This window comes from Pseudomonas sp. S2_H10 (genome assembly GCF_054668285.1).
In genome coordinates, this window is record NZ_CP162754.1 from 5,190,871 (window position 1) to 5,215,286 (window position 24,416).

General features: G+C 62.1%; 24 protein-coding genes and 1 tRNA gene. 9 read left to right on the top strand and 16 right to left on the bottom strand.

The window, feature by feature from the left end:
• Positions 1-170: 170 nt before the first annotated feature.
• The 3 genes from AB4O16_RS23270 (at position 171) to AB4O16_RS23280 (ending at position 3,805) form a co-directional block, all read left to right on the top strand.
• Positions 171-1,364, top strand: coding sequence for a CaiB/BaiF CoA transferase family protein (locus AB4O16_RS23270; protein ID WP_460155910.1), 1,194 nt, complete (start codon positions 171-173; stop codon positions 1,362-1,364).
• Positions 1,361-2,287 carry a hydroxymethylglutaryl-CoA lyase gene (locus tag AB4O16_RS23275; protein WP_460155911.1) on the top strand — a complete coding sequence of 309 codons (927 nt, stop codon included), beginning with the start codon at positions 1,361-1,363 and terminating at the stop codon, positions 2,285-2,287. Before AB4O16_RS23270 ends, AB4O16_RS23275 begins: the two co-directional genes overlap by 4 nt.
• Positions 2,288-2,473: 186 nt before the next feature.
• A complete protein-coding gene (locus tag AB4O16_RS23280; RefSeq protein WP_160389107.1) occupies positions 2,474-3,805 on the top strand; it encodes an MFS transporter in 1,332 nt (443 codons plus the stop codon).
• A 140-nt stretch (positions 3,806-3,945) separates the two neighbouring features.
• Here AB4O16_RS23280 and AB4O16_RS23285 read toward each other — a convergent pair whose 3' ends face one another.
• Positions 3,946-4,434, bottom strand: a complete 489-nt coding sequence (locus AB4O16_RS23285) for a DMT family transporter (protein ID WP_460155912.1) — start codon at positions 4,432-4,434, stop codon at positions 3,946-3,948.
• Positions 4,435-4,511: 77 nt separating this feature from the next.
• Here AB4O16_RS23285 and AB4O16_RS23290 point away from each other — a divergent pair, with 77 nt between their 5' ends.
• From AB4O16_RS23290 to AB4O16_RS23310, 5 genes are all read left to right on the top strand, one after another.
• Positions 4,512-5,420, top strand: coding sequence for a LysR family transcriptional regulator (locus AB4O16_RS23290; protein WP_160389109.1), 909 nt, complete (start codon positions 4,512-4,514; stop codon positions 5,418-5,420).
• Positions 5,421-5,507: 87 nt separating this feature from the next.
• Positions 5,508-6,146, top strand: coding sequence for a LysE family translocator (locus AB4O16_RS23295; RefSeq protein ID WP_160389110.1), 639 nt, complete (start codon positions 5,508-5,510; stop codon positions 6,144-6,146).
• 79 nt (positions 6,147-6,225) lie between these two features.
• Positions 6,226-7,572, top strand: a complete 1,347-nt coding sequence (locus AB4O16_RS23300; protein ID WP_460155913.1) for a sensor domain-containing protein — start codon at positions 6,226-6,228, stop codon at positions 7,570-7,572.
• A gap of 117 nt (positions 7,573-7,689) precedes the next feature.
• Entirely contained in the window at positions 7,690-7,848 is a 159-nt protein-coding gene (locus tag AB4O16_RS23305; RefSeq protein WP_111280024.1) for a KGG domain-containing protein, read from the top strand.
• 73 nt (positions 7,849-7,921) lie between these two features.
• Positions 7,922-8,425, top strand: coding sequence for a DUF4142 domain-containing protein (locus tag AB4O16_RS23310; RefSeq protein WP_160389112.1), 504 nt, complete (start codon positions 7,922-7,924; stop codon positions 8,423-8,425).
• A gap of 3 nt (positions 8,426-8,428) precedes the next feature.
• On the opposite strand, the gene AB4O16_RS23315 is transcribed toward AB4O16_RS23310, so the two are convergent.
• Positions 8,429-8,839: a low affinity iron permease family protein gene (locus tag AB4O16_RS23315; RefSeq protein ID WP_160389113.1), complete on the bottom strand. Its 411-nt coding sequence runs from the start codon at positions 8,837-8,839 to the stop codon at positions 8,429-8,431.
• 154 nt (positions 8,840-8,993) lie between these two features.
• On the opposite strand from AB4O16_RS23315, the gene tam reads away from it, so the two are divergent.
• Entirely contained in the window at positions 8,994-9,764 is a 771-nt protein-coding gene (gene tam, locus AB4O16_RS23320; protein WP_460155914.1) for a trans-aconitate 2-methyltransferase, read from the top strand.
• A 446-nt stretch (positions 9,765-10,210) separates the two neighbouring features.
• Here tam and AB4O16_RS23325 read toward each other — a convergent pair whose 3' ends face one another.
• The 14 genes from AB4O16_RS23325 to AB4O16_RS23390 form a co-directional block, all read right to left on the bottom strand.
• Positions 10,211-10,480 carry a short-chain dehydrogenase gene (locus AB4O16_RS23325; RefSeq protein ID WP_160389115.1) on the bottom strand — a complete coding sequence of 90 codons (270 nt, stop codon included), beginning with the start codon at positions 10,478-10,480 and terminating at the stop codon, positions 10,211-10,213.
• Between the two features lie 210 nt (positions 10,481-10,690).
• The gene (locus AB4O16_RS23330; protein ID WP_160389116.1) at positions 10,691-11,050 is read right to left on the bottom strand and encodes a helix-turn-helix domain-containing protein; all 360 of its coding nucleotides are present in this window, start codon (positions 11,048-11,050) and stop codon (positions 10,691-10,693) included.
• A complete protein-coding gene (locus AB4O16_RS23335; protein ID WP_160389117.1) occupies positions 11,050-11,352 on the bottom strand; it encodes a type II toxin-antitoxin system HigB family toxin in 303 nt (100 codons plus the stop codon). The genes AB4O16_RS23330 and AB4O16_RS23335 overlap by 1 nt, the downstream gene beginning before the upstream one ends.
• 253 nt (positions 11,353-11,605) lie before the next feature.
• Positions 11,606-11,679 (bottom strand) — tRNA-Gly (locus AB4O16_RS23340).
• A gap of 181 nt (positions 11,680-11,860) precedes the next feature.
• Positions 11,861-12,745: an alpha/beta fold hydrolase gene (locus AB4O16_RS23345; protein ID WP_160389118.1), complete on the bottom strand. Its 885-nt coding sequence runs from the start codon at positions 12,743-12,745 to the stop codon at positions 11,861-11,863.
• A 312-nt stretch (positions 12,746-13,057) separates the two neighbouring features.
• Positions 13,058-13,750 carry a pseudouridine synthase gene (locus tag AB4O16_RS23350; RefSeq protein ID WP_160389119.1) on the bottom strand — a complete coding sequence of 231 codons (693 nt, stop codon included), beginning with the start codon at positions 13,748-13,750 and terminating at the stop codon, positions 13,058-13,060.
• Positions 13,751-13,784: 34 nt separating this feature from the next.
• The gene (locus AB4O16_RS23355; RefSeq protein WP_460155915.1) at positions 13,785-14,003 is read right to left on the bottom strand and encodes a cysteine-rich CWC family protein; all 219 of its coding nucleotides are present in this window, start codon (positions 14,001-14,003) and stop codon (positions 13,785-13,787) included.
• Positions 13,990-15,483: a sensor domain-containing diguanylate cyclase gene (locus tag AB4O16_RS23360; protein ID WP_160389120.1), complete on the bottom strand. Its 1,494-nt coding sequence runs from the start codon at positions 15,481-15,483 to the stop codon at positions 13,990-13,992. Before AB4O16_RS23360 ends, AB4O16_RS23355 begins: the two co-directional genes overlap by 14 nt.
• Before the next feature lie 220 nt (positions 15,484-15,703).
• The gene (atzF, locus tag AB4O16_RS23365) at positions 15,704-17,482 is read right to left on the bottom strand and encodes an allophanate hydrolase (RefSeq protein ID WP_460155916.1); all 1,779 of its coding nucleotides are present in this window, start codon (positions 17,480-17,482) and stop codon (positions 15,704-15,706) included.
• 25 nt (positions 17,483-17,507) lie between these two features.
• The gene (gene uca / locus AB4O16_RS23370; protein WP_460155917.1) at positions 17,508-21,140 is read right to left on the bottom strand and encodes an urea carboxylase; all 3,633 of its coding nucleotides are present in this window, start codon (positions 21,138-21,140) and stop codon (positions 17,508-17,510) included.
• Positions 21,141-21,421: 281 nt separating this feature from the next.
• Positions 21,422-22,063, bottom strand: a complete 642-nt coding sequence (locus AB4O16_RS23375; protein ID WP_460155918.1) for an urea amidolyase associated protein UAAP2 — start codon at positions 22,061-22,063, stop codon at positions 21,422-21,424.
• An 11-nt stretch (positions 22,064-22,074) separates the two neighbouring features.
• Positions 22,075-22,800, bottom strand: a complete 726-nt coding sequence (locus AB4O16_RS23380) for an urea amidolyase associated protein UAAP1 (protein ID WP_160389124.1) — start codon at positions 22,798-22,800, stop codon at positions 22,075-22,077.
• Positions 22,801-22,813: 13 nt separating this feature from the next.
• A complete protein-coding gene (locus AB4O16_RS23385) occupies positions 22,814-23,602 on the bottom strand; it encodes an ABC transporter ATP-binding protein (protein WP_460155919.1) in 789 nt (262 codons plus the stop codon).
• Positions 23,599-24,414, bottom strand: coding sequence for an ABC transporter permease (locus tag AB4O16_RS23390; protein WP_460155920.1), 816 nt, complete (start codon positions 24,412-24,414; stop codon positions 23,599-23,601). The genes AB4O16_RS23385 and AB4O16_RS23390 overlap by 4 nt, the downstream gene beginning before the upstream one ends.
• Positions 24,415-24,416: the final 2 nt, after the last annotated feature.

Below are 24,416 nucleotides of genomic sequence, written 5' to 3' on the forward strand. Positions count from 1 at the left end.
CACTGAAGATCCCTGTGGGAGCGGGCTTGCCCGCGATGACGGACTACAGATCGCGATGATCTCCCCGAGCGTTCGCATTTCGCGAACGCCCGTTGCCAACTGAAGGTTGGATTCCCGAGCCCCCGTCCTCTAGCCTTGGCACATATTCCAAGAACAAGAGGTACCCCGCGATGACTGCCCCCTTGAGTGCGATCAAAGTGATCGAGATCGGCACGCTGATCGCCGCGCCGTTTGCGGCGCGCATGCTGGCCGAGTTCGGCGCCGAGGTGATCAAGATCGAAGCCATGGGCCAGGGCGATCCCCTGCGCAAATGGCGCAAGCTGCACGAAGGCACCTCGCTGTGGTGGTACCTGCAATCACGCAACAAGAAGTCCCTGGCGCTGAACCTCAAGTCCCCTGAAGGCATCGAGCTGGTCAAGCAACTGGCGACCAGCGCCGATGTGCTGATCGAGAACCTGCGCCCCGGCGCCCTGGAGAAACTCGGCCTCGGTTGGGACGTGTTGCACGCGCTCAATCCCAACCTGACGCTGGTGCGGATCTCCGGTTACGGCCAGACCGGGCCGTACCGCGATCGTCCGGGTTTCGGTGCCATTGGCGAAGCCATGGGCGGCATCCGCTACACCACCGGCACCCCCGGTTCGCCACCGGCGCGGGTCGGCGTAAGCCTCGGCGATTCGCTGGCGTCGCTGCACGCGGTGATCGGTGCGCTGATGTCGCTGCTGCGGGTCAAGACCGGGCAGGGCGGTGGGCAAATCGTCGATGTGTCCCTGGCCGAAAGCGTGTTCAACGTCATGGAAAGCCTGGTGCCGGAATACGACATGCTCGGCCATGTGCGTGAACGCAGCGGTGGCGCCTTGCCGGGGATCGCGCCGTCCAACACCTATCTGACCGCCGACGGCGCCTACGTGGTGATTGCCGGCAACAGCGATCCGATCTACAAGCGCCTGATGCACACCATCGGCCGCGCCGATCTGGCCGAGGCCGCGGAATTCGCCCACAACGACGGGCGTGCCGCCAAAAGCAATGTGCTCGACGCCGCCATCACCCACTGGACCAGCAGTTTGCCCATCGACGATGTCCTGGCTGCGCTGGAGGCCGCCGAAGTCCCGGCCGGGCGCATCTACTCGGTGGCCGATATCGTCGCCGACCCGCACTATCAGGCGCGGGACATGCTGCTCAATGCCGAGTTGCCCGGTGGCGCCACGGTGAAGATGCCGGGCATCGTGCCGAAACTCTCCGAAACCCCCGGTGGTGTTAACTGGTCCGGCCCGGGATTAGGCCAGCACACCGACGGTATCCTTGCGCAACTGGGCCTTACCGTTGCCGACATCGAGCGCCTGAAAGTCGAAGGAGTGGTGCAATGATCAGCGATTATTCCGACAGCCTGATCGTGCAGGAAGTGTCCCCGCGCGACGGTCTGCAAATCGAGCCAACCTGGGTTGAAACCCACGACAAGATCGCCTTGATCGATCAACTGTCGCAGGCCGGATTCAGCCGCATCGAAGCCGGTTCGTTCGTGTCGCCCAAGGCCATTCCGGCGCTGCGCGACGGCGAGCTGGTGTTCAAGGGCATCAACCGGCAGCCGGGGGTGATCTACGTCGCGCTGATCCCCAACCTCAAAGGCGCGCAACGGGCAATGGCGTGCAGCGCCGATGAGCTGAACCTGGTGATGTCCGCCAGCCAGACCCACAACCTGGCGAACATGCGCATGCGTTGTGAGGATTCATTGGCCGCGTTCGGCGAGATCGTGCAGTTCGTCGGCGATAGCCCTGTACGGCTCAACGCCAGCATCGCCACCACCTTCGGCTGCCCGTTCGAGGGCAAGATCGATGAGGACCGCGTACTGCAAATCGTCGAGGCCTATCAGGAGCTCGGCATCCGGGGCATCACCCTGGCCGACACCACGGGCATGGCCAATCCGCGTCAGGTCGACCGACTGGTGCGCCGGGTGCTGCAACGGGTCTCCCCGACGGACCTGACCCTGCATTTCCACAACACTCGCGGCCTTGGCCTGAGCAACGTGCTGGCCGCCTACGAAGCCGGTGCCCGGCGCTTCGACGCGGCCCTCGGCGGCCTCGGCGGCTGCCCGTTTGCACCGGGGGCGTCGGGCAACATCTGCACCGAGGATCTGGTGAACCTGTGCGATGAAGTCGGGATTCACACCGGCATCGATTTGCCTCTATTGCTGAAACTGTCCCGAGGACTGCCGGCGCTGCTCGGTCACGAAGTACCGGGCCAACTGGCCAAGGCCGGACGCAACTGCGACCTGCACCCCGTGCCTTCCTGACCCAACTCAAAAACCTGTGGGAGCGAGCTTGCTCGCGATGGCGGCGGGTCAGTCGACATCGATGCTGGAGGTGACTCAGTCATCGCGAGCAAGCTCGCTCCCACAGTAAAAGTTTTCACATAGCCCCTCTGAACCAGACAACAAAAACAATCGGACACCCACGGGAAGTCCGCCTGGAGAACCGCAATGAGCCTGAATGCACTGGAGGCGAGCGCGAGCCCGTCCGTTAGCCACGACACCGAAAAAGCCCTGGTCAGCAAAGTCGCCTGGCGCCTGATGCCGCTGATCATGGTCTGCTACCTGTTCGCCTTTTTCGACCGCATCAACATCAGCTTCGCCAAGTTTCAGCTGCAGACCGACCTGAGCCTGAGCGACACCGCGTACGGCCTCGGCGCCGGGTTGTTCGTGGTCGGTTATGTGATTTTCGAAGTACCGAGCAACATGATGCTGTACAAGGTCGGCGCCCGGCGCTGGATCGCCCGGATCATGATGTCCTGGGGCCTGGCCACGGCGGCCATGGTGTTCGTCAACAGCGAATGGCAGTTCTACACCCTGCGTTTCGTGATCGGCGCGATGGAGGCGGGTTTCGCTCCGGGCGTGCTGTATTACCTGACCCTGTGGTTCCCGCAGCACTATCGCGGGCGCATCACCTCGATGCTGTTCCTGTCGTCGGCGTTCGCCGGCCTGGTGGGCGCGCCGTTCTCGGGCCTTGTGCTGCAACACCTCGACGGCTTCATGGACATGCGCGGCTGGCACTGGTTGTTCCTGCTCGGCGGTGTGCCCTGCATCGGCCTCGGCCTGCTGGTGTTGACCCTGCTCAAGGACCGCATCGAAGACGCCCATTGGCTGACGTCTTCAGAGAAGACCCTGCTGGCCAGCCGCATCGCCCAGCATGAACCGCACAAGAGCGGTGGTTCGCTGCTCGCCGCGTTGCGGATTCCGGGCTTCCTGACCCTCGGCCTGATCTACTTTCTGATTCAGGTGGCGTCCTACGGCCTGAATTTCTGGGCTCCGCAACTGATCCGCAGCGCCGGCACCGAGAGCCCGGTGATGATCGGCTTGCTGACCGCCATCCCGTACATCTGCGGTGCCATCAGCATGGTGGTGATCGGGCGCCTGTCCGATGCTTCCGGCGAGCGGCGCAAGTATGTCGCCGGCCTGGTAGCGGTCGGTGCGGTCGGGTTCTTCTGCGCGGGGATCTTCGCCAGCCACACGACCTTCCTGATCGTCGCGCTGGGCCTGCTGGGTGCCGGGATCATCGCCTCCATCCCGAGCTTCTGGACCCTGCCGCCGAAACTGCTGGCCGGTGCCGGCGCGGGTGCGGCGGGCGGGATTGCGGTGATCAACACCCTGGGCCAGTTCGGCGGCATCGTCAGCCCGGTGATGGTCGGCCGGATCAAGGACCTGACCGGCAGCACCACGCCGGCGCTGTATGTCATTGGTGTGTGTGCGCTGATTGCGGTGGCGCTGCTGCTGTGGGGGTTGCCGCAGAAGTTGCGCACACTCGACAAGGCTTGATTGCTGCTGCGTCAGATGAATAGCTTTCGCGAGCAGGCTCGCTCCCACAGGGGAATTTGTGTCGGTCACAGATCCAATGTGGGAGCGAGCCTGCTCGCGAAGACTGACTGATAGCCGACATCTGACTTTCGGTTTTCACCTCAACCCGCCGTCGCCAAACCCTTGGCCGGTGCATCAAAAAACTGAATCAACACCACCCCGGCCATCAACAGCACCACCCCGAACACCTTGGGCAACGTGACCTGCCGCTCCATCAAGCCAAACCAGCCGAAGTGATCCAGCAGCAACGACGCCACCACTTGCCCCGCCAGCGCCAATGCCATGAACCCCGCGGCACCCAGCTTGGGCAACAGCACCAATGCCAGGGAAATAAAGCACACGCCAAAAGCGCCACCCGCCCACATCCAGAGCGGCGCCTTGCTGATGAACGCCAGTGACGGCAGCGGCAATCGCATCGCAACGATGATCGGCAACAACACCACAACGCTCACCAGCAATGAGGCCAGCGTCGCCCATAACGGATGGCCCAATCCGCGCCCCAGATTGACGTTGATCGCACTCTGAAACGGCACCACCGCCCCGGCGATCATCGCCAGCCCTATCAGACCGGCCCACTGCAACGTACTCATGATCGATCTCCAACAGGTTTTGCTGGACTCTAGGGTATTCGTCGCGCAGATTTAAATTCCGTTTTGTTATCCAGAACATGCAGCAGATGAATGATCTTCGACGCATCGACCTCAACTTGCTGGTGATCCTCGACGCCTTGCTCGCCGAGCAACACGTGACCCGGGCTGCCGAGCGCCTGCACCTGAGCCAGCCAGCGGTCAGCCATGCGCTGGCGCGGTTGCGCGACCTGCTGGGCGACCCACTGCTGGTGCGCGCCGGTGCCGGCCTGGTACCGACTCCGCGAGCGCTGGAACTGGTGGCACCGCTGGCCGAAGCCCTGGCCCAGGTGCAAGCGCTGCTGGCGCCCAATGCCTTCGATCCCGCGACCACCCGGCGCACCTTTCGCCTGGCGATGTCCGACTACGGCGCAGCCATCGTCCTGCCGGGACTGATCCGAACCTTGCGCCGGGAAGCGCCGGGCATCGACCTGCAAATCAGCCATGGCAGCCGCGAAAGCATGCTCGAAGGGGTGCTCAACGGCGACATTGATGTCGCCGCCGGCGTGTTCCCGGAAATGCCCAACGAGTTGCGCAGCACGCCGCTGTTCGAGGAGCACTACGCCTGCCTGGTGGACCGCAACAGCCTGCCCGCCGACGGGGTGCTTGACCTGCCGACCTATCTGGCTCGGCCTCATGTGCTGCTGGAGATGCGCGGCAGCGGCACCCCGGAAATCGAGCGGGCGCTGACCGCCTTGCGCGAACGTCGCCGCGTCGCCGTCAGCCTGCCGCATTGGCGCGTGGCCCCGGAATTCATCAGCGGCACCGACCTGATCCTCACCGTCGCGTCCCGAAGCATGCGCGATATCGATCAGCAATCACTGATAGTCGTCCCACCGCCGTTTCACATTCCATCGTTCACTTTTGTGTTGGCGTGGCATAAACGGCGGGGTGGGGATCAGGCGTTGAACTGGCTGAATGAGCGGATCGTGCAGGGGACCCACCGTTGAAGAATTTCTGTCGCGATCAGGCAGTCGACAGCTGAAGACCTGATATAGACTGGCGACCATTCACCAGACAGTTCAAAAGGACTCCCAATGACCCCATCGTTGCTAATGGCCGTGCTTGCCTCGGGTTTTATCTACGGCATCACCCCGGGGCCGGGTGTGCTGGCGGTGTTCGGTATTGGCGCGGCCCATGGACGGCGGGCGGGGGCGGGGTTTCTGTGCGGGCATTTGCTCGGCGATGTGGTCTGGTGCAGCACCGCGCTGATCGCGATTGTCGGTGCGCGGGAGATCGGCAGTACCGCGTTCGATGTGCTCGGTGTGCTCAGCGGTCTGTACCTGTTCTGGCTCGGCTGGCGTGCGGTGCGCGCCCGTCGTAGCAACGGCGATGCACCGCAGGGCCCGGCGCGGCAACCGTTCTGGCATGGCATTGTGTTTGGCCTGACCAATCCCAAGGCTTATCCGGTGGCGGTGGCGACGTTCACGGCGCTGCTGTCGAGTCGCGCGGAACTGCTCAACTGGTCAATGCTGCCGGCACTGATCGGCCTGAGCTTCGTCGGCGGATTGCTCGCCTACGCTATCCTCATCGGCATCGTTGGGGCTCGGCGAGTGCGCAACGTGTACCAGCGTCATGAACTGGCAATCACCCGGTTGTGCGGGGTGATGTTCATCGGTTTTGCCATCAACGCGCTGGTCCATGCGTTGCCGGGGCTGATACCGAACAAGGCTTGAATGTGATGACAAGGAAGCAAGACCGAACGGGCAGGGATGATTGATGAGCGCAGCATTGTCGGGACACCCACGCTGAACCATGGAAAACCGTAATTCCGCGCCTTTGGCGAGCTACATCGATCTGTTGCTGGATGCCGTTTGTGCGGTGGACAAGCAGGGCCGCTTTGTCTTTGTCAGTGCGGCGTGCGAGCGCATTTTCGGCTATGGCGCCGATGAAATGATCGGTCGGCTGATGATCGATATGGTGCACCCGGGGGATCGTCAGCGCACCCTCGACGCCGCCCGGGAAATCATGGGCGGCGAGCCCAAGCTCAACTTCGAAAACCGCTACCTGCGCAAGGATGGCCGCGTGGTGCACATTCTCTGGTCGGCCCGCTGGTCCGAGGTCGACCAGTTGCGCATCGCCGTGGCGCGCGACATCACCGAGCGCAAGCAGGCCGAATCCCGGCAGGCCGCGTTGTATGCGATTTCTGAAGCGGCCCACGCGGCGGAGGATCTGCTGGCGTTGTTCAAGCGCATCCACATGATCATCGGTGAGTGGCTGCCGGCGCTGAATTTTTCCGTGGCGCTGTACGACGAACACTGCGCGCAGCTGAATTTCCCTTATCACGTCGATGACCATGAGCCACAGCCCGAACAACCCGGATCCATCACCGGGCGGCTGTGCGCCGAAGTGATCCGCACGGGGCAACCGATCCTGTTGACCCCGGACCATCGCACACCGACGGCCGGCTTCGAAGCGCTGATGACCGAGCAGAACGCACCGTGCTGGCTGGGTGTGCCGCTGAACTCGCAAAACGGCACCATCGGCGCATTGATCGTCAAAAGCGTTCCGGGCGGCGAGCGCTACACCGAGCAAGACAAGGAACTGCTGCAATACGTCTGCGCCCAGGTCGCGACGGCCATCGAGCGCAAGCAGTTGCACGCCCGCCTGCAACACATGGCCCAGTACGACCAACTGACCCAGTTGCCCAACCGGGAGCTGTTGCGCGACCGCCTCAAGGCATCACTGCAAGCGGCCCGGATGGACGGCGGGCGCATGGCGCTGCTGTACGTCGACCTCGACCGCTTCAAGCAAGTCAATGACACCCATGGCCACGCGGTCGGCGACATGCTGCTGCAAGCGGTGGCCAACCGGCTCAAGGGCTGTGTGCGAGAAACCGATACCGTGGCCCGGATAGGCGGCGATGAATTCGTGGTGTTGCTGCACAGCATTCATGCTGCAGACGATACCGACATCGTGGTCGGAAAAATCCGACAGGTCCTGGTCCAGCCCCTGCGTCTGGACGGGCACAACCTGAAAATCCAGCCGAGTATCGGCGTCGCCCGGTACCCCGATCACGGCATCGAAGAGAATCAGTTGTTCCGGCATGCCGACGAGGCGATGTATTGCGCCAAACGCGAGCATCACCTGCGGCTGGTCTGACAACCGGGCACCGTTCGTCGTGCTGTCCAAGCAATTTTCTAAACCTTTTGCAGCGCGCAAATTCTGATTCTATGTGGGCGCAAGCTCGCCGCGCTCATCACCAAGAGGAAGAGAATCATGCCTAATTCAAGAAACTCGAACTCGGGAAATTTCGCCAACGATCGAACCAAGGCCACTGAAGCCGGTCGCAAGGGTGGGAAAACCACCACCACGACTGTCGATAAAGAGCCTGCGAAACCCGATATGGGCCGCAAGCCCGGACAGAAATCCAAGTAATGGATGCAGGTGGTTTTGATTGAGAAGCGGGGGCGAAAGCTCCCGTTTGAATTTGAAAAAGGAGGGCGCGACCATGAAACGGATGGCCACCCGATTATGCAACATCAGTTTTGCCACGTTGTTGGGCCTGTTTGCCGGCAACGTCCTTGCCCAGTCCCCCGCCGAATTCATTGACGATGCTTCGGCCCAAGGCATGGCCGACATCGAGGCCAGTCGCCTGGCACACCAGAAATCCGAGTCCAAAGAGGTCAAGGATTACACCATCGTCGTCATCAACGACCGCACCACCGCGAACCAGCACCTGGCGAAAATCGCCAGACAACTGGATTTGCCGGTAGCGCCGCGTGAAGAGATTGTCGAAAAAGCCAAGACCCTGATGCCACAAGTCATGGATGGGGCGACCTTCGATGAGGCCTACGCGGCCAGTCAAGTGAAGACCACGCAGCAAGCCATCGATCAGTTGCAGCAGGTCGCTCAAACCACCGACGTGCCGCAGATCAAGGCGTTCGCCGAAGAAACCCTGCCAAAGCTGCAAAATCATCTGCAGATGGCCAAGGCCCTGCAAGCCAGAAGTTGATCATCAGCAGTTATTCAGGTTTTGCTGGCCTTTTTCCTGGACGACGGTGCCGTCCAGGTCAATGGTCAGGCCTTCGCCAAGGCTGCGGTAGTGCTTTCTCAGGTTCTCCAGCTCCTTGAGGTCCAGCGCTTCAAGCCCGAGCATCGCGTTCTGCGCCTCTTTCGTCACCCGCAGCAACTCATCGACCTTCAGATGCAGAATGTCCGTGTCGCGGTTTTGCGTGTTCTGGATCAGGAACACCATCAGGAACGTGATGATGGTGGTCGAGGTGTTGATGATCAGCTGCCACGTATCGTTGAAATGGAAAATCGGCCCGCTCAGCCCCCACAGAAAAATCAGGGTGATCGCCCCCAGGAACGTCTTGGGGCTACCGGTCCAGAGGGCGAGTTTCTGCGCGATTTTGGCGAATTTCATGACCGTGTTCCTTATTGGGAGGGCGCCTGAATTTGTGACAGCGACGGTGGGATGAAAATTCGATGTGATTGAAAGGGTGGTTTTCTGAAACCATTGATGGCGCTGGCCGCGGTATCGTAGCGACCCGAGGACAACACACCGACAGGAGAACGCAATGAGTTGGTCTGCCAAACAGTACGTCGCTTTTGAAGATGAACGCACCCGTCCCGCCCGTGACCTGCTGGCGGCCATCCCCGCCGGGGACGTGCGTTCGGCCATCGATATCGGTTGCGGCCCGGGGAACTCCACGCAGTTGCTGGTCGAGCGTTTTGCCGGCGCCACGGTGCGTGGCCTGGACAGTTCGAGCGACATGATCGACGCTGCGCGCAAGCGCTTGCCGCAGGTGCAGTTCGACATCGCCGGTATCGACACCTGGAACGACAACGGCCCGTTCGACGTGATATTCGCCAATGCGGTGTTGCAGTGGCTGCCTGATCACGGCGCATTGTTTCCGTCGTTGGTGAATAAACTGTCACAGGGCGGCAGTCTGGCGATTCAAATGCCGGACAATCTCAATGAGCCCTCGCACCGCTTGATGCGTGAAGTCGCTGCCGCTGGTCCATGGGCAAGTAAACTGGCAGGCGCTGCCGGGCAGCGGACCGAAATGGCCGATGCCAGTGCCTACTACTCGATCTTGAAAGCCTGCTGCACCCGCGTCGACGTATGGCGTACCACTTACCACCATCCGCTAGCGGGCGGTGCGTCTGGCGTGGTTGAGTGGTTCAAGGGCAGCGGTTTGCGGCCGTTTCTCGATCCGCTGGACGAGGCGGAACGGGCGCAGTATCTGAAGCAGTATCAGGCGGCTATCGAGCAGGCGTATCCGGCCTTGGCCGATGGTTCGGTGCTGCTGCCGTTCCCGCGACTGTTTATCGTCGCGACCCGCTGATGCGATCTCTTGTAGGAGCGAGCCTGCTCGCGATGGTCGTCAACGATAACGCGTGCAAACCGGATAAACGCGGCGCACTTGAGTCCATCGCCGGCAAGCCGGCTCCTACAGGTGGAGGCCACGCGGGCTCTTGTAGGAGCTGGCTTGCCAGCGAATGGTCGTCAACGATAACGCGTGTGATCCGGATAAACGCGGCGCACTTGAGTTCATCGCCGGCAAGCTGAACTGGTCAAGTAATCCCGGACACCGGTTACGGTGTTTATGCCGCTTTTTGCTCCATGGCTATTGGCAACCTTAGGCGAGGGAGCTTGCTCCCGTCGGACTGCGCAGCAGTCCCTGCTTTTAAGCCGAAGAGCGGGGGCTGCTTCGCAACCCAGCGGGAGCAAGCGCCCTCGCCACAATTGCCTGTGCTATTTCGTGATTGGCGCGTTTTTGCCGATATGGCTTCAGGACGGTTCTGCATCCATGCGGCGCGCGATCACATCCAGAACATCACATCCGTCACGCAGGGGCACACAGCACAGCAACGCAAAGTCGCTGAGCACAACGGTGTCAGAGCTCAGATCACCGCGCATCGCCAGGTTTTCAAGAAGCTGCGTCACGGCGCGAATCCTGTAGCTGGCCGTGCTGAGCAGGGAGTGCAGGGGTTGGGTGGTGTTGACGAAGAGGGAGGGGAGGTCGTCGGCGTTGCTGGTTAAAGCCATGTATTCATTCATGAGTGATCACCATGTTGGAGGAGAACGCACCACTCAATTGTCGCCAAACAATAGGGTGGTAGCTGTACGCGGGTTGGCGAACCGGACCATGGTAAAACCGGCAGACCCTAAGGTCTCCCACGCACAGCCACCGAAAAAGCAGCTGAGCATGATCAAAAGTGCTCCGAGATATCCTCGGAGAGGCTGAAATCTGGAGGGAGATCTACGCCATCAGGCAACACCCGCCAGCAAGCTTTCGTAAGGAATCCGCAACCCGTCGTGCAGGCGCTTGATCATCGACAGGCTCAACTTACGTTTGCGGTTCAGCACCTCAGATACCCTTCCGCTCGTACCAATGAAGGGTTCCAGATCGCGAGGGGTCAGGCCTTGCTGGTCCATGCGAAATTTAATTGCCTCAATCGGATCGGAGGGCGGCATCGGGTAATGCTCGTCTTCGTACTTTTCGATGAGCAGCGCCAGAATTTCCAGCTCATCGCCCTCAGGAGAACCCATTTCAGCTCCCCACAATTGTTCCACCCGTGCAAATGCAGCAGTCAGGTCTTCTTGATTGCGAATAGGTTTAATGTCCATCACACGGTCTCCGCGTTGATCTGATCGTACTGGGCGTGGGTGCCAACGAATCGTATGAAACTTAGCTGGCGCTGATAGTCGATTGCCATGATTACCCGGTATTTGTTGCCACCGATGTTGAATACAACCCTGCCGCCCTTAAGGATGCTAGCCGTTCTCAGCTCCGCTTTAACCTCTTGCGGCGTGCCATAAACGGCTTTTTCCATGTGCCGATACCATTCAACCAGTGGTGTTTCAGAGTCAGCATAAGCCGGGCTACTTTCCCAGAACTCCCGCAATGTTCCTTTTGCAATCACACGCACTGCACGTCCTCCCGTTTTGGGAGATATTAGTCTGAGTTTTGGAGAGTTGCAATCTCTGATGTCGTTGAGGAAATCCGTTATCGGGACAAGAAAAACGTTAACAAAAACCTGGATCTTGCGCTAAAACGCTAATTTTCAGGGCTTGAAGACGCTAACCCAAATCCCGCCCACAAAAAAACCGGCCATCAAGGCCGGTTTTTTCTGTCTCTGCATCCCCCGTCAAAACCACCCTGACGTGAGATCAAAATTCGATTGGAGCGGGTGAAGGGAATCGAACCCTCGTTATCAGCTTGGGAAGCTGGAGTAATGCCATTATACGACACCCGCTCAGAGCGCTGACTTTGTACCAGATACGGCCGGCGATTTGAAGTTTTTCTTTGCGTGGGGCGGGTTTAGCTCTGATGTAACTGAAAAACGGGCACGGCAAGACGGTCGATCGCGGGCAAGCCTCGCGCCTGCGGAATATGTTCAATCCGGCAGGGCGGGGCTTGCTCGCGATGATGCTGTTTCAGATGGACAATGCATGGTGGTCCTGGACGTAGTGGTAACGCGGTCGGCTTTCATGCGGTGCCGGTTTCAGGAAGCCCATCAGTGCATTGCGGCTGTCCCGGCAAGCGGCTTTGTGTTCCATGTCGAGAAAGTGCCCCGTGGCCTGCAAGGTAGTGAAGGTGGCGTGCTGCACGTGATTGGCGAACAGCCGGGCGCCTTCGGCGGCGGTGTATTCGTCCCATTCGCCGTTCATGAACAACACCGGTACGTTGATTTTCTGTGCGGCCTTGAAAAAGCACTGGCGATCGCTTTGCAGCAAGTCGTTGATGTGGAAGTGCATCTGCCCGTATTCATGCTCGGCCAGGGAACTGACGTGCCGATAATTGAAGCGTTTGAACAACGTTGGCAGGTGCTTGCCGATGGTGCTGTTCACCAGGTTGCCTACCCGGTCACCGTCCCGGCTGCCGAGGTAATCGACGCCGCGCTCGAGATAATCGAGCATGTGCGAGTTGATTTCCGGGGAGAACGAACTGATCACGGCTTTTTCGATGCGCCGTGGCCGTTGCGACAACGCGACCATGGTCGCCGCGCCACCCCAGGAAAACGACAGCACGTGTTCGGCGGCGAAGTGGTCGATCAGCTCCAGCAGGATCTGCCCTTCGATTTCCTTGGTGAGCATTTTTTCATGCAGGTTGTGGGCTTTTGACCGGCCCGCATAGGGCTGGTCGTAGCAGACGACGTTGAACTGCGGATGGAGGTTTTTCACGGTTTGTGCAAACGACGCAGTCGTGGCCATCGAGCCGTTGACCAGGATAATGGTCTTCTCTGCGGCGTCTGCGCGATAGAACTCCGTGTAGACCCGATACTGCCCCTGTATATCCAGCACAGCGATTTCTGGCCTCATGTCATAAGACTCCTGGCAAGCGGGTATGCGCGCAAATGAGATTGCACGAGCTTTGTGACAGGTAGGCATACGCCTGGAATTTGAGAGGCCCATGTCGATCCATTGCAGTCCGGTCGACGGGTATTGTTATTGGCGGGCAGTCTGCCGGATGAGGCCGGAACCCTTGGGCTCCTACCGGCAAAAAGTTTCTTAGAAGTATGGAGTGACTCGTCGGTCACATTTCGGCCGACGTCCTGATTCAAGCAGGGCTCAGGTCATCGCGCAAGTGCCTTTGGTAAATTGTTCGACAACTTCTGCTGAGCGGTCGGTGGCTTAGATCAATCCGATCTCATCATCGGTCAGCGGGCGGTATTCGCCCGGTTTCAACGCGTCGTCGAGCACCAGCGGTCCCATGCGTTCGCGGTGCAGGCGCATCACCTTGTTGTTGAAGTGGCCGAACATGCGCTTGACCTGGTGATAGCGGCCTTCGACGATGCTCAGGCGCGCGCATTTCGGCCCGAGCAGCTCTAGCCCGGCCGGTTGCGTGGTGAGGTCTTCGAAGGCGAAGTACAGGCCTTCGCTGAACTTGATCGCGTATTCAGGGCCGATGTCCTGCTCGGTTTCGACGTAATAGACCTTGGGCAGCTTGGTCTGCGGTTGGGTCAGGCGTCGCGACCAGCTGCCGTCGTTGGTGATCAACATCAGGCCGGTGGTGTTGAAGTCCAGGCGTCCGGCGATGTGCAGTTCGTCCTTGTTCGGCTCATGGATCAGATCGAGCACGGTCGGGTGCTGCGGGTCTTGCGTGGCGCTGACGCATCCGGCGGGCTTGTGCAGCATGAAATGGCGCAGGGGTTTGCCGGCTTGCAGCACCTCGTTGTCGACTTCGACGCGGCTGAATTCACGGACTTCGCTGTGCGGGTCGCTGACGATCTGTCCGTCAACCCTGACGCGTTTTTCCACCAGCAACAGGCGCACCTGCTTGCGGTTGAAGCACGGCAGGTTGCTGAGGAATCGGTCGACACGCATGACTTACGGATCTGTGAAGAAAGGGCCGCGCATCTTACTTGATCGATTCGGCCGCTGCTTGCAACTGCGCTTCGACCTCGGCGCAGCGCGGGCACAGGCAGGAGGCGTTGCGCAGATCCACCGGCAGCGCCTGGAGCACGGCCGGGTCGATGCTGACGCCGAAGCACCAGCAGGCGCGGTCGGCGGTTCGTGGGTCGGCCAGGGTGCAGTCGTTGGGCGCGCCGCAGGCGGGGCAGAGGTCAGGCGGGTTCATGGACGGAGTGAGACATTTCCACGCAGGTTCGGTTACGGCCACTTTGCTTGGCCCGGTACATCGCATGATCCGCCCGCGACAGCAGGCTGTGCAAGGTGTCATCGGGCTGCAGGGTGGTGAGGCCGATGCTGACGGTCACCTGCAAGGCCTGGCCGTTGTAGGCGTAGCGCTGCTGTTCGACGTGCTGGCGAATTTTCTCGGCGATCATCAGGCCCGTCTTGCCGTCGGTGTCCTTGAGCAGCACGATGAACTCTTCACCGCCCCAGCGGCAGACGATGTCGGAGTGCCGCAGGCAACTTTCCAGATCCCGGGCGAAACCGATCAGCACCTGGTCGCCGGCCAGATGGCCGTAGGTGTCGTTCAGCACCTTGAAGTGGTCGAGGTCCAGCAGCAGGGCGGTCAGCGGTTGTGGTTCGCGCTGGGCTTCGTGCATGGCCTGTGCAGCGAGCAGGTCGAAGCCGCGACGGTTGGGCAGTTCGGTCAGGCTGTCGAGGATGGCCTGGGTCTGGATCTTGTCCTGGAAGCGTTTGATCACCCGGTTGAGCAGCGCCAGCACGATCAGCGTGACCAACAGGCAGATCAGCAGGTTGAGATACAGCGACTGGCGGATTTCGCCCAGGGCGCTGTCTTCGCGTTTGTCGACGAACAGGTACCAGTTCAGCTCGGGGATAAACCGCACGTTGAGGAAATGTCCCTGGCCCTGCACGGAGTATTCGTAGCTGCCGCTGTGGGGTTTGGGCAGTTGGTTGATCAGCTCTTTCATGCTGTCGAGCTCACCGAGCTTCTGCCCGATGTGCGCGCCCTGCGGACCTCCTTCGGCGCCGGTGAGCACCAGGCGTCCGAAGTTGTCGACGAAATAAACGCTGCGCTGATAGCGCTGCTGGTACTTGTCGATCAGCTTGATCACGGCGTCGACGGTCAGGCCGACCCCGGCCGCGCCGATGAACCGGCTGTTGTAGTCGTAGACCTTGTAGTTGATGAAGAAGGTCAGGTTGTCCTTGTTGGCGAGGTCCGGGTCGACGTTGATCTCGTACGGATCCTGCATGTCGCGCACGCGGAAATACCAGGCGTCACGGGGTTCGGTGGCCTTGACCTGCTTGAGCACACCCTTGGCGTGGTAGTAGGTCAGGCTGGTGTTGGAGACGAAGAACGCGGTGTAGGCGCCGTAGTGGGTCATGACCTCGTTGAGGTAACGGGTCATCTGGTCGGAATCCTTTTCACCGTTGACCACCCAGTCGCGCATGAAGGTGTCGCGGGCCATCATCGAGGAAATCAGGATCGGCCTGACCAGGTCTTTCTGGATTTCCGAGTAGACCGTGTCCGACGTCAGCGGCAGTTCGGTGTTGACGATGTTGTCGCGGATCGAGGCCCGGGAGGCGTAGTAACTGAGAAAGGAGGTGGCGAGAAAGCCTGCGCCCAGCAATGCGACCAGCGTGAGCACCAACGAACGTTGAGAGTACAGCGGCGAGCGAAGCGGCATGGCAGTTCCATTGGCAGTCATCCGATGGTCGCATTCTAATGGCACTGCGGGGAAATAACTGCTCCATGTGCGCGGCGAATGGTCGTAAATTTTGCCTGGACCTTGTGGGAGCGAGCTTGCTCGCGATGACGGCGTGTCTGCCACTTCGAGGCTGAATGTCACACCGCTATCGCGAGCAAGCTCGCTCCCACAGGTTCAGTATTGCTCATGAGCCTGGTGTTTATGCCAGCGTATTGAGATACTCACGCCACCCGCCCAAATGACTGATATTCACCGCACCCTCCAGCCCATACGCCTCGCAGATAAACCCGCTCTCCCAGCGACCGTCCGCCAGTTGCACCTTGCCCAACCCCAGCGGTGCCGGTATCCCGGTGAGGAACGAGCCCAGTTCACGGCTGGGCAACTCCCAGACTTCCAGCGCAATCGCCACGCCGCCATCCTTGACGCGGACCATGCCCGGACGAAACGGCGGGCCGCCGGCCAGGGCGTAGAGTTGATAGTCCGGCGAGCTGAAGGTCGATTCCAGCAAGCGGGCGCCGCGCTGCTTGAGTTGCCAGTTCAGCGCCAAGCCGTCCAGATGCGCGCCGCAGACCACTAGCCGCGCCCGATCATGCCGTGCCACCGTCGCCGGTGCTGGCGCGGCGAGGTCTCGCTGACGCTGCAAGGCATCCGCCACGCTCAACAGATACTGATCGGTAAAGGCCCGGCCAAACAGCGTCACGCCCCATGGCAGGCCGTTGTCCATGAAGGCGCTGGGCACGGCGACGGCCGCGTAGTCGAGCAGGTTCATGAAGTTGGTGTAGTAGCCCAGTTCCGAATTGCGCAGCACCGGTTCGGCCTTGAGCTGCGCCAGCGTCACCGGGCGGCCGATGGTTGGCGTGATCACGCAATCGAGGCCTTCCAGCGCGTTGTCGCACAGGGCCTTGAGCGCTTGCAGGCGGTATTGGGCGCGGAAGGTTTGTACGCCGTCGACGGAAGGCGCCTTGGCCAATACGGCGCGAATCACCGGCAACACGGCCTCGGGGTTTTGCGCCAGCAACTCGCCGGCCACGCTGTAGCGCTCGGCCACCCACGGGCCTTCATAGAGCAAGCGTGCGGCCTCGAGAAACGGCGACAGATCCAGTTCCACCGCTTCGCCGCCCAATGCCTTGAGGCGGTCGACGGCATCACCGAACAACAGCGGGCCTTCAGGGCAGCCGAAGAATTGCAGGTCCTGTGCACGCGGTACGCCGAACCGGAACGGGCGCGGTGTACCGAACGCCGAGCCGTCGTTCCACAACGGGTTGCTGCGGCTGTATTCGTCCCGTGGGTCGAGGCGTGCGGTGAGCGCCAGCAGCTGACTGGCCTCCCGCGCCGTGGCGGTGAAGGTGGTGACGCAATCGAGCGTGCGACAGGCCGGTACCACGCCGGCGGTGGAAATCAGGCCCTTGCTGGCTTTCAGGCCGACCAGGTTGTTCAGCGCCGCCGGCACGCGTCCTGAACCGGCGGTGTCGGTGCCCGAGGAAAAACTCGCCACACCGAGCGCCACCGCCAGCGAAGAGCCGGCGCTGGAACCGCCTGACGGATACTCCGGCAACACGCTGTTGGGGCACGCGCCATAGGGTGAGCGGCTGCCGTTGAGGCCGGTGGCGAACTGGTCGAGGTTGGTCTTGCCCAGCGGAATCGCACCCAGGGCCAGCAGTTGTTCGACGATGGTCGCCGAACGCTGCGGCACGTAGGCAAAGGCCGGGCACGCGGCCGTGGTCGGGATGCCGGCCAGGTCGATGTTGTCCTTGATCGCGAACGGCACGCCGTACAGCGGCAGGCTGTCAATGTCGCGACCGTCGAGGGCGGCGAGGTAGGGTTCCAGCTCATCAAAGCTGAGCAAGTGGATGAACAGGTGATAGTCCGGGTTCAGCGCGGCGGCTTTGTCCCGCAGCTGTGGCAGCAGTTGCCGAGGCGTGAGGCTGCCGTCGCGGTAGGCGCTGCGCAGGGCGTCGAGTTGCAGATCGATGTTCATGGCGTGAGTCCTTTTCAAATTGGGTTCAGTCGAGTTCCAGCACCACGACGCGCTGTCCGGCACGCACCGGCGAACCGGGTTGCACGCGAATCTCGCGGACCACGCCGGCCATTGGCGCGAGCAGGGGGATTTCCATCTTCATCGACTCCAGGATCACCAGCACATCACCGGCCTCGACACGGCTGCCAGCCTCGACCTGGACCTGCCAGAGGTTACCGGCGATGTGGCTGTCGACGCTTTGTTGACCGCTGGCCAACGGTGCCTCTTCGCTCGCCTCCAGGGCCGGTTCTTCGCTGTCGAAATGCGCCTGGCCACTGGCGATCCAGCGCTCGCGTTCAGCGTTGAACGCCCCTTGTTGCTGCGCACGAAAAGCGCCGATGGATTCGGCTTCCCGGGCCAGGAACGCCTGGTAATCCGCCAGGTTCAACTGACTGTGTTCGATGTTCAGGTCGAAGCGCCCGAGGGGGAAATCCCGGCGGATGCGCAGCAGTTCATCGGCGCTGACCGGGTAGAAACGGATCTGGTCGAAAAAACGCAGCAACCACGGTTTGCCATCGAACGCGGCGACCTCGCGGTAGCGGTTCCACATCTGCAGCGTGCGCCCGACGAACTGATAACCGCCGGGGCCTTCCATGCCGTAGACGCACATGTAGGCGCCACCGATGCCCACCGAATTCTCGGCGGTCCAGGTGCGCGCCGGGTTGTACTTGGTGGTGACCAGGCGATGGCGCGGGTCGAGCGGGGTGGCGACCGGCGCGCCGAGGTAGACGTCGCCCAGCCCCATCACCAGGTAACTGGCGTCGAACACCGTGCGTTGCACTTCATCGAGGTTCGGCAGGTCGTTGATGCGACGGATGAACTCCAGGTTGCTCGGGCACCACGGCGCGTCCTTGCGCACGGTGGTCATGTATTTCTCGATGGCCAGCTGGCACGCCGGGTCGTCCCAGGACAGGGGCAGGTGGACGATGCGCGAGGGCACCTGCAGGTTCTTGGCGGTGCACACGGCGTCCCATTCGCCGGCGACGATGCCGAGCAGGTCGGACAGTGGCAGTTGCTCGGGTTGGTAGTGCACTTGCAGAGAGCGGATGCCCGGCGTCAGGTCGATCACGCCGTGCAGGTGTTTGCCTTCCAGCGCCTGCATGAGGGCGTGGGCGCGAAAGCGCAGGACGAGGTCGAGTTCCGGTGCGCCGATTTCCAGCAGCAGGTGGGTGTCGCCGGAGAGTCTCGCAACCAGTTTCGTGTCTCCCTGACCCAACTCCAAAACAACAGGCGACATAAGACCCTGTGGGAGCTGGCTTGCCAGCGATGAAGTTGATGCGGTGTCTGGTCGGGCCCCATCGCTGGCAAGCCAGCTCCCACAGGTACCCCAGTTGCAGGCGAGGTCGCGGGCGGTCTGGAGATTGACGGGCAGGAACTGGATTTTGTCCCCGGCCTTGAGCTGCCCCAGCTGCCAAAGATCCGCCTCGATCACCGTCACCGGGCACACGAATCCGCCGAGGCTTGGGCCATCCGGGCCGAGGATCACCGGCATGTCGCCGGTAAAATCCACCGCACCGATCGCATACGGATTGTCGTGGATGTTCGACGGATGCAGCCCGGCCTCGCCGCCGTCGGCGCGCACCCATTGCGGCTTCGGCCCGATCAGGCGTACGCCCGTGCGGCTGGAGTTGAAATGCACTTCCCACTGGGTGGCGAAGAAGGTGCCGATGTAGTTTTCCGTGAAGTATTCCGGCGCACCGTGGGGGCCGTAGATCACACGGATCTGCCGAAGCGCAGGGAGCTCGGTGAGCTGCTCTTGCGCCAGTCGTTGACCGGCGCTGCGGTCATTCAGCGCTGTCAGGTGCAACACGTCACCGGCGCGCAAGGCGCGGCCGCCGTGCCCACCAAACTGCCCCAGGGTGAAGGTGCTTTTGCTGCCCAGATAATCCGGAACCTGCAGGCCGCCCCGCAGGCACAGATAGCTGCGCGCGCCAGCGCCGGCAATGGTGCCGAGGCTCAAGGTGGCGCCTGCCGCAATCATCAGCGCAGTGTTCATCGGCACGGCTTCACCGTTGAGTAGTAATGGAATCACCGCTCCGGTCACCGCCACCACCGCGTCGCAATTGAAGCGCAGCAGTGGCCCGCTCATGGTGATTTCCAGCGCTGCCGCGCCTTCGTCATTGCCCAGCAGACGGTTGCCCAGGCGCAGCGCGCGACTGTCCATCGGCCCCGAGGGCGGCACGCCGACCGCCCAGTAACCGAGGCGCCCGGGATAGTCCTGGACGCTGGTCTGGGTGCCGGCACTGAGCACCTCGAACGTAGTGGCCTGATAGACCAGGCCTTCCAGGCAACGGGTCCATGGCTGGCCGCTGGCGAAGGGGGCGTCGAGCAGAATCTGGCGCAGGTAGTCGCGGTTGGTTTCCACGCCGTAGAGCAGGCTGTCACCCAGCGCCTGATGCAGATCGGCAGTGGCTTCTTCACGAGTCGGCGCCCAGCTGATGACCTTGGCGATCATCGGGTCGAAGTAGGGCGGGATCTCGCAGCCAGCCTCGACCCAGGTGTCGATGCGCAATTGCTTGCCATCGGCGGCGGGGAATTTCACCGCAGTGAGCAAACCGGGGCTCGGCTGGAAATCGCGACCCGGATCTTCGGCATACAACCGCGCCTGAATCGCATGACCCTGCGGTTTCAAGCCCTTCGCGAGATCGCTCAGCGGCGGCAGGTCATCGGCCGCCAGTTGCACCATCCAGCGCACCAGATCCACACCCCACACCTGTTCGGTGACGCCGTGCTCCACCTGCAAACGGGTATTCACCTCAAGGAAATAGAAGCGCCGGGCGTCGCTGTCGAACACGAACTCCACGGTGCCGGCACTGCGGTAGTTCACCGCTTTGGCCAGTTTGATCGCCGCGGCACACAGTTCATCGGCCATGCCGTCGGGCAGGTTCGGCGCCGGGGTTTCCTCGAGGACTTTCTGGTTGCGGCGCTGCACCGAGCAGTCGCGCACGCCGAGGGCGATCACCTCGCCGCGGCCGTCGCCGAACACCTGCACTTCCAGGTGCCGGGCGCGCTGGATGTACTTCTCGATGAACACCCCGGCGTCGCTGAAATTGTTCTGGCCCAGGCGTTTGACCGCTTCGAAGGATTCGCTCAACTCGGCCGCGCTGCGGCACACGCGCATGCCGATGCCGCCACCGCCGGCGGTGCTCTTGAGCATCACCGGGTAGCCGACCTGTTCACCGGCCAGCAGCGCGGCGTCGAGGCTGTCGAGCAGTTCGGTGCCTTCGAGCATCGGCACGCCGTGTTGTTTGGCCAGGGCGCGCGCGGTGTGCTTGAGGCCGAACACCCGCAGTTGCTCGGGCGTCGGGCCGATGAAGGCGATGTCGGCGGCCTCGCAGGCTTCGGCGAACGCGGCGTTTTCCGAGAGAAAGCCGTAGCCGGGATGGATCGCCGTGGCGCCGGTGGATTTGGCGATGGCGAGGATTTTATCGACCGCCAGGTACGTGCCGGCGGCTGCGCCCTCGCCGAGGCTGTGGGCCTCGTCGGCCTGCAGGATGTGCAGGCTGGCGGCATCGGCTTCGGAATACACGGCAACACCCTGCACTTGCAGGTCGCGCAGGGTGCGCAGGATGCGGCAGGCAATGGCGCCACGGTTGGCAATCAGGACTTTTTCGAACATGGCATAACCCCTGATGGGGATGCGGGCCGTCCCGCAGTTTTTCGATGAGCGCCGGGGTCGTCCCCGACGGCAGAATCAGTTCTCTTCAGATCGCCATCGAACCCTGTGGGAGCTGGCTTGCCAGCGATGAGGCCAGGACATTCAACATTGCGGTTGTCTGATACACCGCCATCGCGGGCAAGCCCGCTCCCACAGGGTTTAGTGGTGCTTGGACGGTTTGAGGCACTGGCCTGAACGGGCCTGGCACAAGGCAAACAACCAGCGGCGCAATCTCGGGAATTTCAGTTCCATACCAGCAGCTCCGCAGGGGTCGGGTTGTAGGCGTTGCACGGGTTGTTCAGTTGCGGGCAGTTGGAGATCAGCACGATCACGTCCATCTCGGCGCGCAGGTCGACGTACTTGCCCGGTGCCGAGATGCCGTCTTCGAAAGTCAGCCCGCCGTCTGCGGTGACCGGTACGTTCATGAAGAAGTTGATGTTCGGCCCGATGTCGCCTTTGCCCAGGCGGCCGTCGTGAACACAGGCGCGCAGGTAGTTGTCGCGGCAGCTGTGCATGTAGCGTTTTTCCAGGGCGTAGCGCACGGTGTTGCTCTCTTGCGCGCAGGCGCCGCCGAGGGTGTCGTGGCGCCCGCAGGTGTCGGCGACGATGGTCAGCATCGGCTTGCCGAGGTTGGAATACAGTACGCTGCCGGTGCTCAGGTACACGCTGTTCTGCCGGCGCAGGGTGCGCTGTACGTCGTAGCGCTCCTTGGGATTGGCGACGCTGTAGAACAGCGTATCGACGGCCTGATTGCCTTCCAGGTCGAGGATGCGCAGGGTCTGGCCGGCCCTGACCTCCATCAGCCAGGGTTCGCCGGCGGGGATGGTGGCGCGGTAGACCGCTGTTTCAGGCAACTGTGGTGCAGTGGCGATGGCGAGTGACATGGCAGCGATCCTCAGGCGAACAGACGGTCGGTGTTGATGAAGCCGCGCTCGTTTTCCGGGCGCGAGGTGCGGCAGTGTTCGGCGACGCTGGCGTCGGCGTTCATCCAGCTCAGCTTCAAGGGTTTTGGTGCGTACTCGGGCGCCGGGTCCATCGGGTGTTGCAGGGCGGTGAGCACCACCAGCGTGTCCATCGGTGCGTACAACTCGATGTAGTCACCGGCCCTTGAATTGCCTTCGACGAAGTGGAAGCGACCGGCGTCGTCGACGTTCACACGGCTGAACAGGTTGAGTGTCATCAGCAGGTCGGACAGACCCAGGCCCCACTTGCCCAGCTCCACCAACAGGTTGTCGGTACCGTTGCGGAAGAAGCCGTTGCGCAGTTCCTGGTAGCGGCCGGCGCCGTATTTTTCTGCCACCTCTTCAGCGCAGAGCACGCCGCCCAGGCTATCGCTCCAGCCGCAGGTGTCGGCGGTGATGGCGGCCAGCACGCGGCCCATGTCCGAGTACAGGCAGTGGCCGGTGGTGAGCTTGGCGGTGTGTTGGCACTTGAGGCTGTCGGGCAGGTTCAGGCGCTCGGTTTTTTCATTGGCGTTGAGCAGCGTCAGGCTGACGTTGGCGCCGCCGCGAATGTCGGTCAGGCGCAGCAGTTGGCCGCGCTTCAACACGAAGGAACGATGGCCGCCGCCGGGGAGCGTTTCTTCGGCGAAGGGCGGGAACAGTCGGGTCGAATCTGTCATTTGCAAAATTCCTCTAAGCGATACGAAGCGTGCCCGCCAGTTGCACCGGCAAGGCGTCGACGGCGGCACGGGTGGCGCGGCGGTCGCTGTTCAAAGGGATGTCGTAGGTGATGCGCGCGCCATAGGCGCCGGGGGCGTGCGGGTCGAGGCGGACCTTGTCGAACACCAGCAGCCGCGTGCCGAGGCTGAAGCCTTCGGACAGGTCATGGGTGACCATGAACACCGTCAATTGCGTCTCGCGCCACAGCTCCAGCAGCAAGGCGTGCATGTCTTTGCGGATGCCCGGATCGAGGGCGCCGAACGGTTCGTCGAGCAGCAACACCCGCGGCTTCATGATCAGCGCCTGGGCGATGGCCAGGCGTTGCTGCATGCCGCCGGAGAGCTGCGCCGGGTACTTGTCCAGCGAGTGACCGAGGCCGACCTTGTGCAAGAGCATCGAGGCTTGTTCGCGGGCGTCTTTTTTGGCTCTGCCGAACAGGCGCCCGAGCAAGGGCGAGCGCGGCAGTTCGAGGCCCAGGGCAACGTTGTCCAGCACACTCAGGTGCGGGAACACCGAGTAGCGCTGGAACACCACGCCACGGCTGGCATCCGGCTCACCGGCCAGGGGCTGGCCGTCGAGCAGGATCTCGCCGCGACTGGCGCGTTCCTGGCCGAGCAGCAGGCGCAGGAAGGTCGATTTGCCGCAACCGGATGCACCGACAAGCGTGCAGAACTCACCCTCGTTGACGTTCAGGTTCAGGCCTTCGAGCACCACCTGATCGGCGTATTGCTGCCAGACGTTTTTTACCGTGATGAAGCTCATGCCCGTGCTCCTTCGTACCAAGGGAAAGCACGCTGAGTCAGGCGTTTCAGGCCCCAATCCATCAGCCAGGCGAGCAGGGTGATCCACACCACGTACGGCAGGATCACGTCCATCGCCAGGTAGCGGCGCACCAGGAAGATCCGGTAGCCAAGGCCATCGGTGGACGCGATGGCTTCGGCGGCGATCAGGAACAGCCACGCCGAGCCCAGCATCAGCCGCAACGAGATCAGCAGGCGCGGAAGCAATTGCGGCAGCACCACCCGCAGCATCAGTGTCCAGGTGGACGCGCCGAGGGTCTGGGCCTTGATCAGCAGTTCCACGGGAATCTCCCGGGCGCGCTGTTCAAGATCCCGGGCCAGCGCCGGGGTGATGCCGATCACGATCAACATCACCTTCGATAACTCGCCCAAACCGAAAACGATGAACAGGATCGGCAGGATCGCCAGCGGCGGCACCATCGACAGCACCGTCAGCAAGGGCGACAACGGCGCGCCGAACAACGGCAGGGTGCCAGCGGCGATACCCAGGCAAAGCCCCGCCAGTGCGCTGATGCCTAGGCCGATGGCCAGGCGGCGCAGACTGGAGGCGCTGTCTTGCCAGAGCAGGTATTCGCCGGTGCGGCTGTCGGCGACAAAGGCGAGGCGTTTGACCGCGTCGCTCATCTGCACGGCGCTGGGCAGCAGCTTGTCGTTGGGGTTATCCGCCAGTCGCTCGGCCGAGCCCATCAAGTAGGCAAACAGCACCAGGGCGAACGGCAGGATCACCAGCAGCAGGCGACTCGGGCGATCCGGGTGACGGTTGATCAGGCGCATGG

Excerpts from the sequence above, each read along its gene's own strand:
- AB4O16_RS23385 (WP_460155919.1), bottom strand. The coding sequence starts at position 23,602 with ATGAGCTTCATCACGGTAAAAAACGTCTGGCAGCAATACGCCGATCAG.
- AB4O16_RS23310 (WP_160389112.1), top strand. The coding sequence starts at position 7,922 with ATGAAACGGATGGCCACCCGATTATGCAACATCAGTTTTGCCACGTTG.
- AB4O16_RS23325 (WP_160389115.1), bottom strand. The coding sequence starts at position 10,480 with ATGAATGAATACATGGCTTTAACCAGCAACGCCGACGACCTCCCCTCC.
- AB4O16_RS23280 (WP_160389107.1), top strand. The coding sequence starts at position 2,474 with ATGAGCCTGAATGCACTGGAGGCGAGCGCGAGCCCGTCCGTTAGCCAC.
- tam (WP_460155914.1), top strand. The coding sequence starts at position 8,994 with ATGAGTTGGTCTGCCAAACAGTACGTCGCTTTTGAAGATGAACGCACC.
- AB4O16_RS23330 (WP_160389116.1), bottom strand. The coding sequence starts at position 11,050 with ATGGACATTAAACCTATTCGCAATCAAGAAGACCTGACTGCTGCATTT.
- AB4O16_RS23295 (WP_160389110.1), top strand. The coding sequence starts at position 5,508 with ATGACCCCATCGTTGCTAATGGCCGTGCTTGCCTCGGGTTTTATCTAC.
- AB4O16_RS23285 (WP_460155912.1), bottom strand. The coding sequence starts at position 4,434 with ATGAGTACGTTGCAGTGGGCCGGTCTGATAGGGCTGGCGATGATCGCC.
- AB4O16_RS23380 (WP_160389124.1), bottom strand. The coding sequence starts at position 22,800 with ATGACAGATTCGACCCGACTGTTCCCGCCCTTCGCCGAAGAAACGCTC.
- AB4O16_RS23360 (WP_160389120.1), bottom strand. The coding sequence starts at position 15,483 with ATGCCGCTTCGCTCGCCGCTGTACTCTCAACGTTCGTTGGTGCTCACG.
- AB4O16_RS23390 (WP_460155920.1), bottom strand. The coding sequence starts at position 24,414 with ATGCGCCTGATCAACCGTCACCCGGATCGCCCGAGTCGCCTGCTGCTG.
- AB4O16_RS23305 (WP_111280024.1), top strand. The coding sequence starts at position 7,690 with ATGCCTAATTCAAGAAACTCGAACTCGGGAAATTTCGCCAACGATCGA.
- atzF (WP_460155916.1), bottom strand. The coding sequence starts at position 17,482 with ATGAACATCGATCTGCAACTCGACGCCCTGCGCAGCGCCTACCGCGAC.
- AB4O16_RS23350 (WP_160389119.1), bottom strand. The coding sequence starts at position 13,750 with ATGCGTGTCGACCGATTCCTCAGCAACCTGCCGTGCTTCAACCGCAAG.
- AB4O16_RS23275 (WP_460155911.1), top strand. The coding sequence starts at position 1,361 with ATGATCAGCGATTATTCCGACAGCCTGATCGTGCAGGAAGTGTCCCCG.
- AB4O16_RS23345 (WP_160389118.1), bottom strand. The coding sequence starts at position 12,745 with ATGAGGCCAGAAATCGCTGTGCTGGATATACAGGGGCAGTATCGGGTC.
- AB4O16_RS23315 (WP_160389113.1), bottom strand. The coding sequence starts at position 8,839 with ATGAAATTCGCCAAAATCGCGCAGAAACTCGCCCTCTGGACCGGTAGC.
- AB4O16_RS23290 (WP_160389109.1), top strand. The coding sequence starts at position 4,512 with ATGCAGCAGATGAATGATCTTCGACGCATCGACCTCAACTTGCTGGTG.
- uca (WP_460155917.1), bottom strand. The coding sequence starts at position 21,140 with ATGTTCGAAAAAGTCCTGATTGCCAACCGTGGCGCCATTGCCTGCCGC.
- AB4O16_RS23300 (WP_460155913.1), top strand. The coding sequence starts at position 6,226 with ATGGAAAACCGTAATTCCGCGCCTTTGGCGAGCTACATCGATCTGTTG.
- AB4O16_RS23375 (WP_460155918.1), bottom strand. The coding sequence starts at position 22,063 with ATGTCACTCGCCATCGCCACTGCACCACAGTTGCCTGAAACAGCGGTC.
- AB4O16_RS23355 (WP_460155915.1), bottom strand. The coding sequence starts at position 14,003 with ATGAACCCGCCTGACCTCTGCCCCGCCTGCGGCGCGCCCAACGACTGC.
- AB4O16_RS23270 (WP_460155910.1), top strand. The coding sequence starts at position 171 with ATGACTGCCCCCTTGAGTGCGATCAAAGTGATCGAGATCGGCACGCTG.